We start from the raw sequence: 17,639 nt of genomic DNA on the forward strand, positions 1-17,639 counted from the left end.
ACACGATGAAGAACGACAGAAGCTGGGTGGTCTACGCCGCCCTCCTGGTGGCTTTCTGGGGCACCTGGGGCGCCCTGTCGAACCTGCCGACGAAGTGGTACGACTACCCGGACGAGATGATCTACATCATCTGGGCGCTGACCATGCTCATCCCGGCCTATTTCGGGATGCGCGGCGTCACCTTCGACCGTCGTCCCATCGCCGCCGTCTACGGACTGGTCATCGGACTCACCGGGGCGGGCGGTCAGCTGATCCTCTTCCACGCCCTCACCATCGGCCCCGCCTACCTGATCTTCCCCATCATCGCCCTGTCCCCCGCCATCACCGCACTGATGGCCATCGCGCTGCTCCGCGAACGGCTCACCACGCTGTCGGTGATCGGGCTGCTCGCGGCACTGGTGGCTCTTCTGCTGTTCAACATCTCGGACGGAAGCGGCGACGTCACCACCGGCTCCTGGCTGGTCCTGGCGATCGGCATCCTCATCGCCTGGGGCGTCCAGGCCTTCTACATGAAGAAGGCCGCCACGGTCGGCGTCAACGACGGAACGACCTTCGCCTACATGACCATAAGCGGGCTGCTGCTGGTCCCCGTCGCGCTCATGATGATGGGCGGATTCCCCGGCGGCTTCTCCTGGAAAGCCCCAGCCCTCACCGCCGCGACGCAGGTCCTCAACGCGATCGGCGCGCTGTTCCTGGTCATGGCGCTGAGCCGGGGCAAGGCGACGATCGTGGCGCCGTCGACGAACGCCCTGTCCCCGGTGCTCACCGTCATCCTGTCCCTGGCGATCTACCAGACGGTGCCGTCGGTCTACGCCGTGATCGGCATCGTCCTCGCGATAGGCGGCTCGACCCTGATGATCTACAGCGACGAGCAGAAGGGCGCGGCCTCCTCGGCGGAACTGCGCGGTGAGCCCGAAGGGACCCTGACATGACCGGCATGGAGCGGCGAACCGTGCTCAAGGTGGCGCTGGGAAGCGCGGGCCTGGCCGCCCTTCCCACCGCGGCCGGGGTCGCAGGCGCCGCACCCGCGGCCGCCGCACCAGGCCCCAACGTGGTCGGCGTCGGCGACACCTCCATCACCCTGGAGTTCGACGACGAACTGCGCAGCCGGGTGGCTCTGGAGGCCGCCGACATCACGCGCTTCGACGCCGGCGAAGCCCTGCTGGCAGGCGACACGGTGATCGACGCGTTCGCCTACCGCGGACACCGGACCCGCGAGATCCGCCATCCCCGGCACGGCGCGGGCGTCCATGTGACCATTCAGGGCGACTCCGAGAACGGCGTGCGGAAGACGGTGGAACTGACCTCCTTCCAGCGCCTGACCGGAATGGTCGTCATGAGGGTGACCTACACCAACCGGTCCCGTACCTCGCTGAAGGTCACCGGGTGGCGCAATGGAGCCCATGAACTCCTGGAGAAGCCGGGCGGCTTCTTCACCTTCTCCGGTACCACCCACGAGGATCGCCGCGACTGGGTGCAGCCGGTGACGGAGGACTTCGCCCAGGACAACTCGCTGGGGATGGACGCCTCCGACTACGGCGGTGGAACACCGCTGGCGACCGTCTGGCGCCGGGGCGCGGGCCTGTCCGTCGGGCACGTCGAACCCGTCGCGAGAATTCTGCGCATGCCGGTCCGCAAGACCGGCGGTGGAGCGAGCATCGCCATCGAAGGCGACACCGACCGCATTCTGAGGCCGGGCCAGAGGCTGACCACCGACACCACGTTCCTGACCGCCGACCCGGGCGACCACTTCGTGCCGCTGCAGCGCTATCGCGACTACATGAGCGACAACTCGCTGCGCGCTCCCAAGGCGCCGGAATCGGCCTTCGAACCCATCTGGTGCGCCTGGGGCTACGAGCGCGACTTCACCACCGAGCAGGTCATCGGGACGCTTCCCAAGGTGCGCGAAGTCGGCCTCAAATGGGCGGTACTCGATGACGGCTGGCAGACCAACGAAGGCGACTGGGACATCAACCCGCAGAAGTTCCCGCGTGGTGAAGCGGACATGCGGGCCTTCACCGGACAGATCCGCGACGCCGGGCTGCGGCCGCGCCTGTGGTGGGCCCCGCTGGCGGCGGATCCCGAGAGCGACCTGTTCAAGGAACACCCCGAGATGCTGCTGCTGGACCGCGACGGCAACATGCAGAAAGTGACCTGGTGGGACGCTTACACCCTGTGCCCGGCATACCGGCCGACCGTGGACTACTTCGTCCGGCAGGTGACGAGGTTCATCGGCGACTGGCGCTATGAAGGACTCAAGATCGACGGCCAGCACCTCAATGCCGTCACCCCCTGCTACAACCCGGCGCACCGGCACGCCCGGCCCGAGGAATCGACCGAGGGACTGGCGCGGTTCTGGAAGGCCGTACACGAGGCCGCGCGTGAAGCGAACCGGAACGCCCTCATCGAACTCTGCCCCTGCGGCACGGCCTTCGCCTTCCACAACCTGCCCTACGTCGACCAGTACCCGGCCTCGGACCCGCTCTCGTCCTACCAGGTCCGGACCAAGGGCAAGACGATGAAGGCGCTGATGGGCTCGGGCAGCAGCTACTCCGGAGACCACGTCGAACTGAGCGACGGCGGTGACGACTTCGCCTCCAGCTACGGCGTGGGGGCCGTCCTGTCGACCAAGTTCACCTACCCGCAGGACTCCCCGGACGATCCGAACGCGCTCACCCCGGAAAGGGAGGCTCTCTGGCGCAAATGGGTGGACCTGTACAAGAAGAACATGCTGTCCACCGGCGAGTACAGGGGCGAACTCTACGACATCGGTTTCGACAAGCCCGAGGCGCACGTCGTAGCGAAGGGAGCAACCCTGCACTACGCCTTCTACGCCACCCGATGGAACGGCACGGTCGAGTTGCGTGGGCTGGGCCGGCGCAGGTACCGCCTGACCGACCCCTTCACGCAGGCTTCGCTCGGCACGGTCGACGCGCGGCACAACACCGTGAAACTGAAATTCGAACAATTCCAGCTCATCGTGGCAGAGCCGACCACCTGACCGCCTCAACCCGTGCCGATCAGTTCTTGCGCAGGACTCCGCCGAACTCCGTGACCTGCTTGCCGTCGCCCGCCGCCCCCAGGAACGGCCGCAGCGGCTCGTCGACGGTGCTCAGGGCCGGCTGGCCGGGGTCCGGGCGCCAGTCGGCGACGTCCACGAGGCCGGGCGGCACCGGCTCCAGATCGGGCACGAGCGGCCGGAAGTCCTCGATCGTGCGGGTCTTCCAAACCAGGCCCATCTCGGTGGCCTTGCGGGTGTGGGCCCGCGCGGTCTCCCCGTCCAGCCCGACGAACTGGGACACCGCCAGGAAGCTGCCCGCGGCCAGCGCATCGGCCGTCGCGGCGAACATGCCGCGGACCTGGCCGTCGTCGGGGATGGAGTGGGCCACCGACAGGAACAGCGCGGCGACCGGCTGGTCGAAGTCGATGATCCGCTGCACGTCGGGGTGCGCCAGGACGCCCCTGGGATCGGTCATGTCCGTTTGGATCACCGCGGTGGCCTCCGCGCTCAGCAGCGCACGACCGTGGGCCAGGACGATGGGGTCGCTGTCCACGTAGACCACGTGCGGGTCCGGCTGGAACCGCCGGGCGATCTCGTGGACGTTGGCCTGCGTCGGCAGGCCGCTGCCCATGTCGAGGAACTGCCGGATCCCCGCCTCCTCGGCCAGGTACCGCACCACCCGGTACAGGAACAGCCGGTTCGCCCTGGTGACATCCAGCCCCTCGCCGAACTGGGTGACGAAGCCCATCACCGCCGCGCGATCGATCTCGTAGTTGTCCTTGCCGCCGAGGCAGTAGTCGTACATCCGCGCAGGGCTCGGCGTGGAGACGTCGATCCCGGTCGGGGTCCAGGCGTCGTTCACATGTGCTCCCTCGAGGGACGCGGCCGGCGGCACCTCTGCGTACCGGCAGGTCGCGATCTTGAATGATGATACGGCGCCGACAGTGCCCCGTGACCGCTCCGGCCGTCCGGCGGCGTGCAGGGCGACCGCCGCGAGCGGCCGCCAGGCCAGCAGCCCCGGATGGTCGATGCCGAAGTCGTCCGCGAGCCGGCGGCCGGCCTCCAGCGCGGCGGAAGCCGCTCCTTCGGGCCGGCCGTCGAGCAGGTGCAGCCGAGCCGGCGCACCGCGGCACAGGGCCAGCTCCATGCTGTCCCGCGGAGCCTGCCGGACGAGCCGCGCTCCTTCCCCGGCGGCGTCGCGGTCACCGAGGTCGATGGCCAGGTTGACCAGGAGCTCCCCGATCCAGCCCGCCGCGCCGGGCCATCCGGCGGAACGGGCCTGCTCCAGGTCGTCCCATGCCTCGGTGAGAGCGCCGCGCTGGTGCCGGCAGAGTGCGCGATGGAAGGAGGCGTTGGCGTAGGCGATGACGTGCGGACCTGCGGATCCGTCCCCGCGCTGACGGCGTGGGCGGCTATCTCGCCGGACGTCGCCATCCCGTGGAGAGCCAGGTGCAGCGCGAGGTGGACGCGGATGCCGGCATGCGCGGGCGGAAGGCCGCGATCGGCGTCGGCCAGGACGGGTGCGAGCCAGGAGCGCAGCCTCGCGGCCTGCCGGGGCCGGAACGCCACCGCGCTGAGGTGCCGGGCCAGCGTGTCGTGCCAGGCCGTGCTTCCGGTCTCCAGCAGGGCCAGTGCCGCGTCGCCGTGCGCGTTGGCCCCGGCGAGGTCTCCGCGGGCAAGGCAGGCCTGGGCGAGCAGATCGTGGGCGCGGGCCTGTCCGGCCGGGAGACGGGCCAGCCGCAACGCCTCGCCGGCGGTCCTGGTCGCCGGCGCGGAGCTGGACGGCGGCGAGGCCGGCGAGCAGCCCCGGCCGCCGCGCTGCGGGCGGTGGCTCGTCCAGGGCGCGCCGGAGCAGCCGAACCGCGGCGGGAGCGTCGCCGCGTCGCGCCGCCGGCTCCGCCGCGCTCTCCGGCGCCACCACGGTGGACGGGTCCGCCAGCGGCTCGGTGTGCAGCAGGTGCCCGGCCACCGCTTCCGGTGGTTCAGCGTCAAGACCACACTCCCCGCCTAGCGTCCGGGCGGAGCAGGCGCGGTCCGCAGCGCCTGCTCCGCCGCCTCGCGGTCGACGGCGAAAGGGTCCTGTAAGGGTCAGTCGTTCGGCTGCACCGTCCAGTGTGCCGCCGTCTGTTCGGTGCCGGGTTGCGGAGCAGGTCGTTCGAGGTGTGCGAGCAGGAGTGTCGTCGCGAGGCTGAAAGCGTCCGCCGCGTGATCGAGCAGGTCGGCCTGGATGCTTTCCAGCGTTGCAGCCGGATCGTCCGCGCAGAGCGCGGCGGCCCGTTCCGCATGCGGATATGCGTGACCTCGCTCGTCGCGTGCCTCCAGCAGACCGTGGGTGTGCAGCAGCAGCCGGTCACCGTGCCGGAGCGGCACGCTCGTGGCCTCGCACCACTGGCCGCCGAGGTCGAGCAGGGTCAGCGGCGGATGGGAGGGCAGAGCGTCGAGTGGAAGTACCCGGCCCTCTCTTATGAGCAGGGGCGGCGGATTCCCGCAGCACACCATTTCCGCGGTGTCCTCGCGGAGGGTGAGGAGCAGAGCGGTGGCGAATTCGTCGTCCTCGAGCATCGGGGCGAGGACCGAATGCATCCGCTCGGCCAACCCCGGCAGGTTCGGCTCGATGGGAGCGAGCCGGCGGAAGTGGCCGAGTGCGGCGGCCGCCGTCTGCTGGCCCGATTCACCTGGACCGAGCACATCCCCGATCAGGATCCGGGTGCCGAAAGGCGTGGGCAGGACGGCGTGGAAATCGCCCTGGGTCCGCGGTACCGCCGGAAGCCGGCAACTCTGCGTGCGCACTGCTCCATCGTGCTGCGCGAAGGTCGTGGTAGCCGTTGGCGTTCGGTATTCCTTCCGAAGGACCTCCAAGAGGACCTCGGGGGTGGACTCCGGTGTGGCGCTGTCCACGGACAGTCGTTCGATCGCCCTGAGGTAGCTTTCGGTCTCCTCGGGCTTGTCCAGATACAGTGCGCCGGTGAGGTTCTCCAGGTAGACCACGTCCGGCACCTCGGGCTCGGGGAAGCGCAGGATGGTGAACGCACCGCCCTCCGCGACGTGGCCCCCGAAACGGAACGGCATGATCTGAATCGTGGTGTCCGGCCGGGCGGACATGGCGATGAGGTGCTGGAGTTGGCCCACCATCGTCTCGGGTCCTCCGAGCGGCCGGCGCAGCGCCGTCTCATCGATGACGGCCCACAGCCGAGGGCCCTCGGGTCCGGAGAGTCGTTTCTGGCGGCGCAGCCGCAGTTCGACCCGGTGCTCGATCTCGGCGGCGGACGCGCCCGGATTTCCGAGCCGGATGACCGCGCGAGCATAGTCGGGGGTCTGCAGCAGGCCGGGGATGAACTGAATCTCGTACGTCCGGATGAGCGACGTCGATTCTTCGAGGCCCACATAGGTCTGGAACCAGTTGGGCAGGACGTCGTGGTACCGGTGCCACCATCCCGGCGTGCTGGCCTCGCGCGCCTTCTCCAGAATCGTGTCCCGCTCGGCCCGGTCGGCCACACCGTAAAGGGTGAGCAGATCGGCCACGTCCCGTTCCTTGAAGCTCACCCGGCCGAGTTCCAGCCGGCTGATCTTCGACTCCGAGCTCCGGATGCGGTCGCCGGCCTCCTGGCGGCTCAGCCCGGACGCCTCCCGCAGGCGGCGCAGCTGTGCGCCGAGGATGATGCGGAGCACCGTCGGACCCGACCCCGGACGCTCAACGGTCACCTCCCACCTCCGAAGGCATTGGCAGCGGCATCGCGTGCTCCTCGCGGGTTGGATCGTATCCCGCTCAAGGGATGAGGTCGTCGGGTCCGGCGGGCGGGCGCGTGCGCGTCGTCGCGGCGCGCCAGAGCACCTCAGGCAGGAACAGGGACTGGGGCTGGGCGGTGAGAGCCAGCACGTCGATGAACCGGTCGCATACTCGCGGGTCGACGTTGGCGAGGTGCTGGACCCGGTCCACGTAGCGGTTGAGGACCCTGGTCCGCACGCCGGCCGTGGCGCCTTCGGTGGTGCCGTACCGGAGGTCCTCCCCCGTGGCCACCAGCCACGGCCCGGTGGCGTTCTTGATCACTTTGCGGTGGAAGCGCCGTGCCAGCCCGTCGAGGTCCCCGTCGGCCCGCAGGCAGGCGTCCAGCGTGAGCGCGGACTTCGCCGCGACGGTCATCCCCTGGCCGTAGAGGGGATTGAAGGCGCACAGCGCGTCGCCCGCGACCAGGAACCGCTTCGGCCATGCCCGCATCCGCTCGTAGTGGCGTCGGAGGTTGCCCGTGCGCCGGTAGCTGACGCCGGGAGTGAGCGGCTCGGCGTCGCGGATCGCCTCGTAGAGCAACGGGCTGCGCAGGCTCTTGGCGAACTCCAGGAAGCCGTCGTCCCCGGTGGGCGGGTAGTCCTCCCCGACGCCGAAAAGGCTGACGATCCACCGTCCGCCCTCCTGAGGGAAGAGCGCGCCGGTGCGCGTGCCGTGCGGGGGGTCGGCTTGGAGGTAGAGCGCCTTCCAGCCGGGGTCGAACCCGGCTGGAATGGCGTAAGTGCGGCTGGCATATCCCAGCAGGGGGTTGATCAGGGTCTGCCGGACGGCCGGGTAGCCGAGCCGCTCCAGCCACGCGGGGGTCTTCGAGGCGCGTCCGGTGGCGTCGACGACGAGGTCCGCGGTGATCGGCTCGCCCGGTCCGGTCGTCCCGCGCTCGCGCACCTCGACTCCGGTGACGGCCTCGGCGCCGGCCAGCAGCCCGGTCACCTCGTGCCCCGCGAGCAGCCGGAGGCTCCCGGTCTTGGCCAGCCGCGCGCGCACGGTCCAGTCGAGGAGATCCCGGCTGAAGGTCAGCAGGCGGGTCGATTCGAACCGGCGCCGCCACCCGGCGGAGGTCAGCCACAGCATGTCGGCGGGCACCCGGACTTCCGGTACGCCCGCGACGCGCAGTTCGTCCTCCAGCCCGGGGAACAACTGCTCGGCGATCTCCAGCCCCCGGCTCCAGAGCACGTGCAGATGGCGGGCCTGCCCCAGACCGGGACGGGACGCGACGGCCTCCGTGAAACGGTCGCGCTCGATCAGGGTGACCCGGGTGAAGTGGTCGGCGAGGATCCTGGCCGCCAGCAGCCCCATCAGGCTGCCGCCGATGACAACGGCATGCTCACGGGGCTGGGTCATGGGTCTTTCTCCTCGGGGGGTGCGGAACAGGCGCTTCTGCCGGGGATTTCAGCGGCGGCTGTCAGAGGCTTCGGTGAGCGGGAGGGAATTCGGGCGCTCACCCAACGCGAAGGCGACGGCCTGGTCGAGATCGAGGTCCATTCCCTGCTCGAAGAAGTGTCCGTACGCCTCGTCGCCCAGAGCCCGCCGGGCGAGCGCCTCCCCTTCTCCGTGCGGGGCGTTGAAATACGCGGAACCGAACAGCGGGAGCCCTACCGTCCGCCAGATCCGTTCGGCCGCTCCCTGCAGAGCGGCGGCGTCCCGGGGACGGCCGCCCGCCGCGTGGAACATGGCGAGCAGCTCGATGCCCAGCACCGCGCACACCAGGTCATGGAAGGTCCGGCTGATGTTCACACACTCGCGGGCCAGGTCGGTCGCCTCTTCGACCCGGCCCCCGGTCCAGGCCGCGAAGGCCAGGACGTAGAGCGCGTAGGCCTTGACCCATTGCTCACCATGCTCCTCGGAGATCGCACGGACCTCTTCGCACAACTCGACGGCGAAGGGCAGGTCTCCTTGGAACGCGACCGTCATGGCGTACTCGGCGCGCGCCATGATCACACTGGTGTTCAGCTCTCCGAGGGAGTCATAGGCCGCGAGCGCGTCCTTGAAATGAGTGGCCGCTTGCGCGTGGTCGTCGGTCACCAGCGCGACGCAGCCCAGCCGATGGACCGCATTGGCCGACGCGATCGTGTCACCGGTCTGCAGAGCCGTCGCCCGACCCGCATCCAGCAGCACGGTCGCGGCGTCGGTGTCGCCCTGCTTGATGGCGATGTAGCCGTCCACCCAGAGGGCTTTGGCCCGTGCCGGGGTCGGGGCGGCGTCGAGGGCGAGTGCCCGATCCAGCCAGTACCGGCCTTCGGCGAGGAAGCCGCAGCCCACCCAGTAGAAGCACAGCGCCCCGGCCATCCGCAGGCCGGTCCGCGCCTCGCCGGGGGCCGTGAGGCAGTAGTCCAGGGCCGCGCTCACGTTGGCGTGCTCACCGAGCAGGCGCGTGAAGATCTCCTTCTGCCCGGCGCCGAACCACTCCCGCTCGCACTGCTCGACCAGACGCAGGTACCAGTCGCGGTGGCGCCCGCGCACTTCCTCCTGCTCGCCCAGCTCACCGAGCCATTCCGCACCGTACTCACGCAGGGTGTCGAGCAGCCGGTACCGGACTCCCGTTTCGTCTCCGACCCGCGAGAGGATCGACTTGTCGATCAGCCCCGCCAGCGTCGCCGGGACGCGGTCCGCGGGCAGGACGCCGTCGCTGCACACGTGCTCGACCGCACGCTGATCGAAGTCGCCGGCGAACACCGACAGCCGGGCCCACAGCAGCCGCTCCTGGCTCGTGCACAGCTCATGGCTCCAGCCGACCGTCGTGCGCAGCGCGTCGTGCCGCGACACGTGCTTGGACGCATCCGCGGTTCCGTCCACCAGCATCTCGAACCGGTCGTCCAGCCGGTCCGACAATTGCTCCAGGGAGAACCGCCGCAGCTGGCCGGCAGCGAGTTCCAAGGCCAGCGGAAGTCCCTCCAAGCGATGGCACAGCCGGGCGACGGTGCGCCAATTGCCATCGCCCACGGCGAAACCGCCCGTGGCCGATGCGGCACGCTCCTCGAACAGGGCGACCGCCGCGGGCCGTGCCGCCGCGTCCGCCGGCGCCGCTTCCGGATCCGCCGTCTCCAGCGGCGCAAGTTTCAGCACCCGCTCGCCGCCGACGCCGAGGGCCTGGCGGCTCGTGGCCAGCAGGTGCACTCCGGGTGCCGCCTTCAGCAGGACCTCGGCCACACCCGCGCAGGCGTCCCTGAGGTGCTCGCACGTGTCCAGCACCAGCAGCAGCCGCTTGCCGGACAGGTGATCGGCCAGGACGTCGAGCTGCGGACGCGCGGTCTGGTCGACGACCCGCAGAGTGCGGGCGATCGCATGGCCTAAGAGTGAGCCGTCCCGCAGGCCCGACAGGGGCACCATCCACGCGCCGTCACGGAATAGGTCCTCCAGATCCCGCGCGCATTCCAGCGCGACCCGCGTCTTGCCGACGCCACCGACTCCGGTCACCGTCACCATGCGCCCGGTGCCGAACAGCCGCCTGAGCTCCGCGAGCTCGGCCTGCCGTCCGACGAGAGCGGCGCTCCGAGGAACGAGATCTCCCTTCCGCAGCACATCGGCCCCGGCCATGATCGCCTCATTCCCCGCGCGCCGTCACGATGACGCATCACCATACACAAACGACCTACAACAAAAAGGTGTTGTCAGAAACCGGCCACCAGTCAGGAAAACCATTACAGATTTGACGAAACACCCATGGAACGCAAGTGCCATCAGTGAGCGACCTGGCCTTCACCGAAGGTAATCACCACGGGGCCCGTCGGTGACTTGGTCGTCGGCTGAGGAGCCGGTCTCGGAGCCCTTACGAACGAACGCGGATGATGGTCTTTCCCTTGATCCGCTCGGTCGGATTGAGGGCGGCGACGGCATCGTCGAGGGCGGAGACGTTGCCGATGTTCGTCCGCAGCCGCCCGTCCCGCACCCGCTGGACGATCTCACTCAGCTGGGCGCGATCGGCCTCGACGACGAAATCGACGGCCAGGCCGCCGGCCGGCTGCGCCTCGGGCGGGCCGGCGATGGTCACCAGCATTCCGCCGGCCCGGACCAGGCCGGCCGACCGCCTCCCGATGTCTCCACCGATGACGTCGAAGACCAGGTCGACTCCACCGACGTCCTCCAGGGCGTCGTTGTCGAGGTCGGCGAACTCCTGCGCGCCGGAGTCGAGCGCCGTCTGCCGGTCGGCGGCACGACCGGTACCGATGACATAGGCGCCCGCCTCATGGGCGAGTTGCGCCGCCATCGATCCGACTCCACCGGCCGCACCGTGCACGAGGACGCTCTGCCCCACCTGGAAGCGGCCGTGCACGAACAGTCCCTGCCAAGCGGTCAGGCCCGAGACCGGCAGGCTCGCGCCCACCGTGAAGTCGACGTCACCCGGCAGCGGCGCGAGGTTGCGCGCCTCGACGGCGACGAACTCCGCCAAGGTGCCGTCGCGAGTCCAGTCAGCGAGCCCGAACACCCGCTGGCCCATCGACAGCCCCCGCGTGCCATAGCCGAGCGCGCTGACCACTCCCGCCACCTCATGCCCGGGAATCGACGGCGTCCGGTCACGGCCCAGGCGATCGGTCCAGGTTCCGGGCCACGACAACTCGCCCGGAGTGAATCCCGACGCGTGAACCTGGACGACGACATCGTTCACCGCCGCCTCCGGCTCCGGGCGCTCTGCCAGCGTCATCCCGGCCGTTCCCGCGGCCTCGTCCGTCACCACGATCGCCTTCATCCGGCACCCCCTGTATCCAGTCCCCGCCTGCACGGCATCTTTTCGGTTCACAGCATTAGCGGCACCAGACCTCGATGTCTTACCCACGCAGGTGAAAATGAGTTATGGGCCCGAGGGGCGCCCAGTCGGGCTTCTGTCTGAGCCGGGACGGGCGTCATGGTCAGGCGAAGGACCAGAGGTGGTCGTCGTTCAGGGAGCATCCGAAGGTGGTGAGCTGGGCCCCCGAACCGCCCGCACCCGTTCCACCGGCCACGTCCAGGCACAGCCCGCCCTTGTGGTTGCGGATCCAGAACCGGCCGGACGCCTTCCGCTCCAGGTACCACATCTGGTTGTCGGTGGCGCCGGGGTAGCAGGGCCACTGCGTCACCTGCGCGCTCGGCTCGGGCGGATCGGTTCCCCAGACGTCCATGCAGTAGCCGTCCTTGGCGTTGCGGATGCTGAACAGGTCCGCACCGCCCGGCCCCGCGCCCGGCTGGTTCACCACCAGGTCCCAGCGCTGGTTGTCCTTCGTGGACCTGTCGCATGTGCCCTGCTCGACCCGGCCCTGCTCCTGCCCCTTGCCGGCCCCCGGCAGGTCCGCGCACAAGCCCGTCATCACGTTCCGGAGCAGCACACCCGTGGTGGTGGAGAACTTCGGGCCGGTGGGGAACCGCGACTTCGCGGCCCGCTTCGTCTTCGCACGGGGCGTGGCGCTCGTCCGCCGCGGCGCGGCGACCGGCTCCCGCCGCGGGCTCCGGGACGGCGACGCGGACGTGCCGCTCGGGGACGCGCTCGGCGCCGGCACCGCCACGGCCGGGGTCGCCCGCTGGTTCAGCGCCGCCTTCTGCTGCCGCTCCTTGTCCTTCCTGCCCTGCTGGTAGGAGATCAACACACCGGCCCCGAACACCGCCGCGGCCACCACGACCAGCGCGACACCGCCCGCCAGGATCCGCGCGGGGACCTTCGGCTTCTCGCCCCGCTGCCACGCACGCCGATCGAACGCGTTCGCCAGACTCACGCGCCGCCGGCGCTGCCGCTCAACGTCTTCCTGGTCGCTCACTTGTACTTCCTCGCTGGTCGTCGAATCCGTCGGACGGTGATGGCGGTCGCCATGGTCAGGCGAAGGACCAGAGGTGGTCGTCGTTGACGGAGCACCCGTAGGTGGTGAGCTGGGCCCCCGAACCGCCCGCACCCGTCCCACCGGCCACGTCCAGGCACAGCCCGCCCTTGCGGTTGCGGATCCAGAACCGTCCGGACGCCTTCCGCTCCAGGTACCACATCTGGTTGTCGCCGCTGCCTGGCCTGCAGTAGTACTCGCTCACGTTGGTCCGTGCCTTCGGCGGCCCATAGGCATAGACGTCCATGCAGTAGCCGTCCTTGGCGTTGCGGATGCTGAACAGGTCCGCGCCGCCGGGACCAGCGCCCGGCTGGTTCACCACCAGGTCCCAGCGCTGGTTGTCCTTTGTGGACCCGTCGCAACTGAACTGCTCCACCGGCCCGTCCTCCTTGCCCTTGCCGAACCCCGGAACGTCCGCGCACAAGCCCGTCATCACGTTCCGGAGCAGCACACCGGTGGTGGTGGAGAACTTCGGGCCGGTGGGGAACCGCGACTTCGGGCGGCCCTTCGCGGCCTTGGCCTTGGGCGCGCGACTCCGCGGCGCGGCGGCGCCGCCCTCCGGCTTCACCCGCGTGCTCGGCGACGCGGACGTCCGGCTCGGCGACGGGCTCGGCGGCGGCTTCGCCGCGGGATCGGCCTGCTGCTTGAGCGCCGCCTTCTGCTTGGGGTCCTTGTCCTTCTTGCCCTGCTGGTAGGAGATCAGCGCACCGGCCCCGAACACCGCCGCCGCCACCACGACCAGCGCGACACCGCCCGCCAGAATCCGCGCCGGAACCTTCGGCTTCTCGCCCCGCTGCCACGCACGCCGATCGAACGCGTTCGCCAGACTCACGCGCCGCCGGCGCTGCCGCTCAACGTCTTCCTGGTCGCTCACTTGTACTTCCTCGCTGTGTCGGATCGCTCGGACGAAGGGACGTTCACGTGCACCGGGCCGCTCACGGACCGTTGAACGGGTCCGCGCCGAGGTTCGCCACGGGGCGTCGCGCCCGGCGCGGCTCCCCCGGAGGGGCGGCGGGCGGTGGCGAAGGCCGGCGGGGCGGCAGCGGCATCAGCGGCACGTCCTCCGGCGAGACCCCCATGGGCGGGACGTCCTCGTCCGGCCCGCGCGAAGCCGGTGCCTCCGCAGGCGGGGCGGAGTCCGCGGCGGACTCGGTCGCGGCCCACTCCCCGGTGAACGGCCCCCGCTCGGGCAGGCGCACCAGAACGACGGGCCGTCCGGACTCCGGGCCGAACACGACGGACGTGCCGTCCGGCAGGACGACCGTGATGCGCAATCCCAGGACGGCCGCCGCCGCGATGACCGTGAACTGGTCGGCGCTCGCCGACCCGGACGGCGCGGTGAGCAGGGCGATGGCCGCGCGGCGCCGCTCGTCCGTCGGCGCGGCGCCGCCCTCCTCGCCGAACCTCTCGTCGATCGCCGCCCAGAACCGGCGCTCGGCCGGAGGCCGCGCCAGGTCCTCGGTCAGCGTCTCCGCCAGGTGGCCGCGCAGCTCGGCCGGTGTCGCCGGTCGCGTCCCGCCGATCGCGGTGGCCTCCGCGGTCGCGGCGTTCGTCAGTGCGTTCACGACCTGGTCACCGGTAGCGGGCACGTGGACGACGCTCAGACCCATGTCCGCGAGCGCCGCCCCCTGCGCCGCGCCGCGCCTCCCGGCCGGCGGCGCCGTGGTGGGCGGGTCAGGCATCGCGGCGGGCGCCGTTGCCGGTGGGGGGACCCTCGTCGGCGGCTCCGGGACGACCGCAGGTGCCGTGTCCGGTGGCGGAGGCACCCGGACCGGAGGGACAGGTCGGCGGAATACGCCGGGGAGGTGGTTCTCCAGGTCGCCCACCAGCCTCCGGCCGCCGCCGGGCGCCTCCTCCAGCGGCAGCATCCCGTACAGCCCGTCCGGGACCGGGACGCGGAGGGTGCCCCGGGGGCCGTGCAGGATGAGGTCGACGTCGAACACGAAGTGCCGGTACTCCCGGGTCGCCTCCTGGTTGGCCTCGTCGGTCATGCCGAGTTCACCGTCGGCCTCCTCGGCCTGGTCGCGGCCGTACTCGTAACCGGCGAGCCCCTGCGTCGTCGTGTCCCCCGCCGCGCCGCCGCCCTCGGGGCCGACCACGAGCCTGAAGTCCCGGGAGCTTCCCGACTTGGCTTTGTCGGCCTGGCTCTCCTGCGTGTAGTTCCGTCCCTTGAACCGGGGAGCGTCGGCCGGGCCGACGGGTCTCGCGGCGGTGATCTCGATGCCGGCGTTGACGTTCCGCGAGCCGACGGGGAGCGTGTACCGGTTGTTCAGCAGGTCCCCGAGGTACGGGCGGATGAGCTCAGGGCTCGTGAAGTGCATGTACCGCTGGCCGGCGATGGTGGTGAAGTCCAGGCCGGGGACGTGCCAGGCCCCGGGCGCCGCGAGTTCGGGGCCGGTCGGCCGCCGGTACGGGGTGGCGGGCAGCGCGGCCCACCGCTCGACGGCGGAGGCGAACGGGACACCCCACGGGTGCAGGTTGTCGGCGAGGATCCGTCCCGCCTCTCCCGCCCGCCCGGTCGCCGGGCGCCCCGGCGTCCACCTCGGGGTGCCGCCGAACGCGGGCGCCGGAGCGGCGGCGGGGGCGTCCAGCACCGCCACGTGCTCGGGGACCACGAGCCGGATTCCGCCCGTCACCGCGTCCGGGGCGTCCGCTTCGATGACCGTGTGCGAGATGAAGGGGCGGCGCGTGTACCACCGGTCCCCGGCACGGGGGTCGTTGCCGCCCAGCAGCCGGCCGGTGCCGATGACGGCCTCCCGGATGCCGCGCACGGGGACGTTCAGCAGTTCGGGCGGCTCCGTGCTGACACCCATCTCGATCCGGAACCGCAGCGGGTGCTGGAATTCGAGGGAGCCCTCCCTGGTGCCGGCCCGGTGGATGTCGAGCCTGCGGTCGTGCACCTCCGCGCCCCGGGTCGATTCCCCGGACACCTCGCCCTTGACCTCCATCCCGCCGTGCCGGTGAACGCCGTCGGGCCGGTATCCGTCGCCGCGGGCGCGGAACTCGAACGCGCCGCCGTAGTTGAACGCCGTACCCGCGGAGCGGTGGTTCTCCGACTGCGCCTCGCCGCGGAGCGTCAGCCGCACCTCCGGCCGCGGCAGCTGCCCGGTCGCGGGGCCGAGCTCCGCCGAGACCCTGATCCACACGTACCGCGTCCCGCCGAACGGCCGCGGAACCGGGATCCAGCGCTGGACCCCGGAGCCGAGCAGCGCGGTGTGCTGGTTGCGCAGCGCCTCGGGGGAGAACGCCGCGTCGATCTCCCGCATGACCAGGTTCGGCCGGTCGGTGCCGGGGAAGAACCCGCGGACGATGCCGCGCTCCTGGAGCCAGTCCGTGATCCGCGGCATGAGCCCCCCGGCGGTCAGGGTCTCCGGATAGGACGTCCCCGCGATCATGCCCGGCGGGACGTGGCGGGCCGGCACGGCCGGCGCGAGCGGGGCCACGCCGGGCGCGGACAGCCCCAGGTCGGGCAGCCGCCGCTGCGGGACCATCAGCTCCATCCCGTCCGTCACCCGAAGGAACCGGGTCCGCCGATGCCGCGCGCTTCCCCGCCACCGGGTCAGCGTCACCTCGAACACGGGGTCGGCCCGGAACGTGTGCGCGGTCCCGCCGTAGGTGGCGCGCGTGATGTCGACGTTCCCGTGCATGGCGGCCTTCTCCGTCTTGTACTCGGCGGAGACGTGGCTCCCGACGACGGCCTGGACCCGGCCGCCGGGCCCGTGGTCCTGCTCACCGGACGGCGTCCCCTCCGGGTCGGACGAGTGCCCGTCCGCCTGGGAACCGAGCATGAACTGCGGGCCGGCGGTGAAACTGTGCGTGCCCTTCACCTTGTGCTCGGTGCCGTGCTTGTGGGTCCGCTGCCCCTGGGCGTACTGCTCGATCTCCGTCTCGCTCGCACCCGCGTGCCGCGGCCGCAGCGCGTGCAGCTTGATCGTGATCGACTGCTTCAGCCCGTCCCGGGTCGGCGGCAGCGACTCGATCCGGCCCGTCCGCCCGGCCAGGCCGGAGAAGAAGGCGGCGAGCTGGTCCGGCCGCGTCATCGCCCTGATGGCGGGCGGCCAGTTCGACGGGTCGGCGACCCAGCCGGGGGGCAGGCCGTTGACCCCCGCGTACATCTCGGCGGCCAGGCGCGGCAGTTCCGGTATCACGGAGAACGCCGGGTACACGCCCGACGTCCCGCCTGCCGCGAAGTCGACGGTCTCGCCGGCCGGCAACCGCGTGCGGGTCCAGGTGCGGCCCGCGTTCCGCAGCTCCGCCCGGGTGTACGGCGTCTGGGGCCGGTGCTCGTGCGGGACGACGACCCGCGCGGTGACGTCCCCGGGCCGGTCGATCCACCACGACGCGGCCGTCTCCCCCTCCGGGCGGACGGTCACCTGGTAGATGATGTTGTAGTTGTGCTCGTCCACCATCCCGGTGGTCTCGGTGCGCCGGTAGGACTTCGCCGACCCGCCGAACTCGTTCTTCACGGAGTGGGCGTACTCGCCCTGCAGGCTCCAGGCGCCGAGGATGAAGCGCATGTACGGGAGCCGCCCCAGCCGGACGCCGCCGCCCGCGCTCGCCTGCACGCCGATCTCGGTGTTGCGGTGACCGGCGTTCCCGGCCGCCATCATCGAGCGCCCGTTGACGGTCATCTCGTAGCCGCCGCCGCCGATCCGCTCCCTCAGCGACCCCTGCACGGAAACGTGGTATTGACGTCCGCCGACCGTGATGGAGCGGTCGATCCCGGCCATGACGGCGGGCAGGTCGCCCTCCAGCGCCGGCCGGCTGAACCAGGTGGACAGGTCGAGGTCCGCCTGCGCCCAATCGGCCCGACGTCCTCCCGACAGGGCGCCGTGCCGGTTCGCGATGACGGCCCGCACCTGCTCGTGGACGAGCTCGGCCCCGGGCAGCAGGGACTGCATGCCGAACCCGATGCCGCGGCGCGTCGCCAGCGGCAGCGGCTCGCGGTGGGCGGGATCGGGGACGATCCGCGCGTCCAGGCGGTCCGGCCGCCGGTACGCCGTGTCCGGCGGCATCGCGTCCCGCGGACGCGCCAGTGCGGGAACGCGCGGGCCCGGCACCCGCGGCCCGGCCT

11 protein-coding genes and 1 pseudogene are annotated in these 17,639 nt (G+C 71.2%); 3 read left to right on the plus strand and 9 right to left on the minus strand.

Annotation, left to right across the window (positions count from 1 at the left end):
- The first annotated feature begins 5 nt into the window (after positions 1 to 5).
- Together E1293_RS08980 and E1293_RS08985 are read left to right on the plus strand one after the other, a co-directional pair.
- A complete protein-coding gene (locus tag E1293_RS08980) occupies positions 6 to 932 on the plus strand; it encodes an EamA family transporter (protein ID WP_132195801.1) in 927 nt (308 codons plus the stop codon).
- Positions 929 to 3,001, plus strand: coding sequence for a glycoside hydrolase family 36 protein (locus tag E1293_RS08985; RefSeq protein ID WP_132195803.1), 2,073 nt, complete (start codon positions 929 to 931; stop codon positions 2,999 to 3,001). Before E1293_RS08980 ends, E1293_RS08985 begins: the two co-directional genes overlap by 4 nt.
- A gap of 19 nt (positions 3,002 to 3,020) precedes the next feature.
- Here the strand turns inward: E1293_RS08985 and E1293_RS08990 are convergent, their stop codons facing one another.
- On the minus strand, positions 3,021 to 4,148 hold the full coding sequence (locus E1293_RS08990; protein ID WP_132195805.1) for an SAM-dependent methyltransferase: 1,128 nt from the start codon (positions 4,146 to 4,148) through the stop codon (positions 3,021 to 3,023).
- A gap of 504 nt (positions 4,149 to 4,652) precedes the next feature.
- Here E1293_RS08990 and E1293_RS08995 point away from each other — a divergent pair.
- Positions 4,653 to 5,012 carry a hypothetical protein gene (locus tag E1293_RS08995; protein ID WP_132195807.1) on the plus strand — a complete coding sequence of 120 codons (360 nt, stop codon included), beginning with the start codon at positions 4,653 to 4,655 and terminating at the stop codon, positions 5,010 to 5,012.
- A gap of 77 nt (positions 5,013 to 5,089) precedes the next feature.
- On the opposite strand, the gene E1293_RS49335 is transcribed toward E1293_RS08995, so the two are convergent.
- The 8 genes and pseudogenes from E1293_RS49335 to E1293_RS47330 all read right to left on the minus strand — a co-directional run bounded on the left by E1293_RS49335 (position 5,090) and on the right by E1293_RS47330 (position 17,580).
- On the minus strand, positions 5,090 to 5,791 hold the full coding sequence (locus E1293_RS49335; RefSeq protein WP_243716113.1) for a PP2C family protein-serine/threonine phosphatase: 702 nt from the start codon (positions 5,789 to 5,791) through the stop codon (positions 5,090 to 5,092).
- A gap of 51 nt (positions 5,792 to 5,842) precedes the next feature.
- Positions 5,843 to 6,703: pseudogene (locus E1293_RS49340) on the minus strand (helix-turn-helix domain-containing protein); the annotation flags it as partial.
- A gap of 64 nt (positions 6,704 to 6,767) precedes the next feature.
- Positions 6,768 to 8,126 (minus strand): FAD-dependent oxidoreductase, encoded by a 1,359-nt coding sequence (locus tag E1293_RS09005; protein WP_132195811.1) that lies wholly within the window; start codon positions 8,124 to 8,126, stop codon positions 6,768 to 6,770.
- 48 nt (positions 8,127 to 8,174) lie between these two features.
- A complete protein-coding gene (locus tag E1293_RS09010; RefSeq protein WP_132195813.1) occupies positions 8,175 to 10,319 on the minus strand; it encodes an ATP-binding protein in 2,145 nt (714 codons plus the stop codon).
- Positions 10,320 to 10,551: 232 nt separating this feature from the next.
- The gene (locus E1293_RS09015) at positions 10,552 to 11,469 is read right to left on the minus strand and encodes an NADP-dependent oxidoreductase (RefSeq protein ID WP_132195815.1); all 918 of its coding nucleotides are present in this window, start codon (positions 11,467 to 11,469) and stop codon (positions 10,552 to 10,554) included.
- A gap of 160 nt (positions 11,470 to 11,629) precedes the next feature.
- A complete protein-coding gene (locus E1293_RS09020; RefSeq protein ID WP_132195817.1) occupies positions 11,630 to 12,508 on the minus strand; it encodes an RICIN domain-containing protein in 879 nt (292 codons plus the stop codon).
- A 55-nt stretch (positions 12,509 to 12,563) separates the two neighbouring features.
- On the minus strand, positions 12,564 to 13,439 hold the full coding sequence (locus tag E1293_RS09025) for an RICIN domain-containing protein (RefSeq protein WP_132195819.1): 876 nt from the start codon (positions 13,437 to 13,439) through the stop codon (positions 12,564 to 12,566).
- Between the two features lie 61 nt (positions 13,440 to 13,500).
- Entirely contained in the window at positions 13,501 to 17,580 is a 4,080-nt protein-coding gene (locus E1293_RS47330) for a hypothetical protein (RefSeq protein ID WP_207938745.1), read from the minus strand.
- Positions 17,581 to 17,639 lie beyond the last annotated feature (59 nt).

The organism is Actinomadura darangshiensis (assembly GCF_004349235.1).
Lineage (GTDB): Bacteria > Actinomycetota > Actinomycetes > Streptosporangiales > Streptosporangiaceae > Spirillospora > Spirillospora darangshiensis.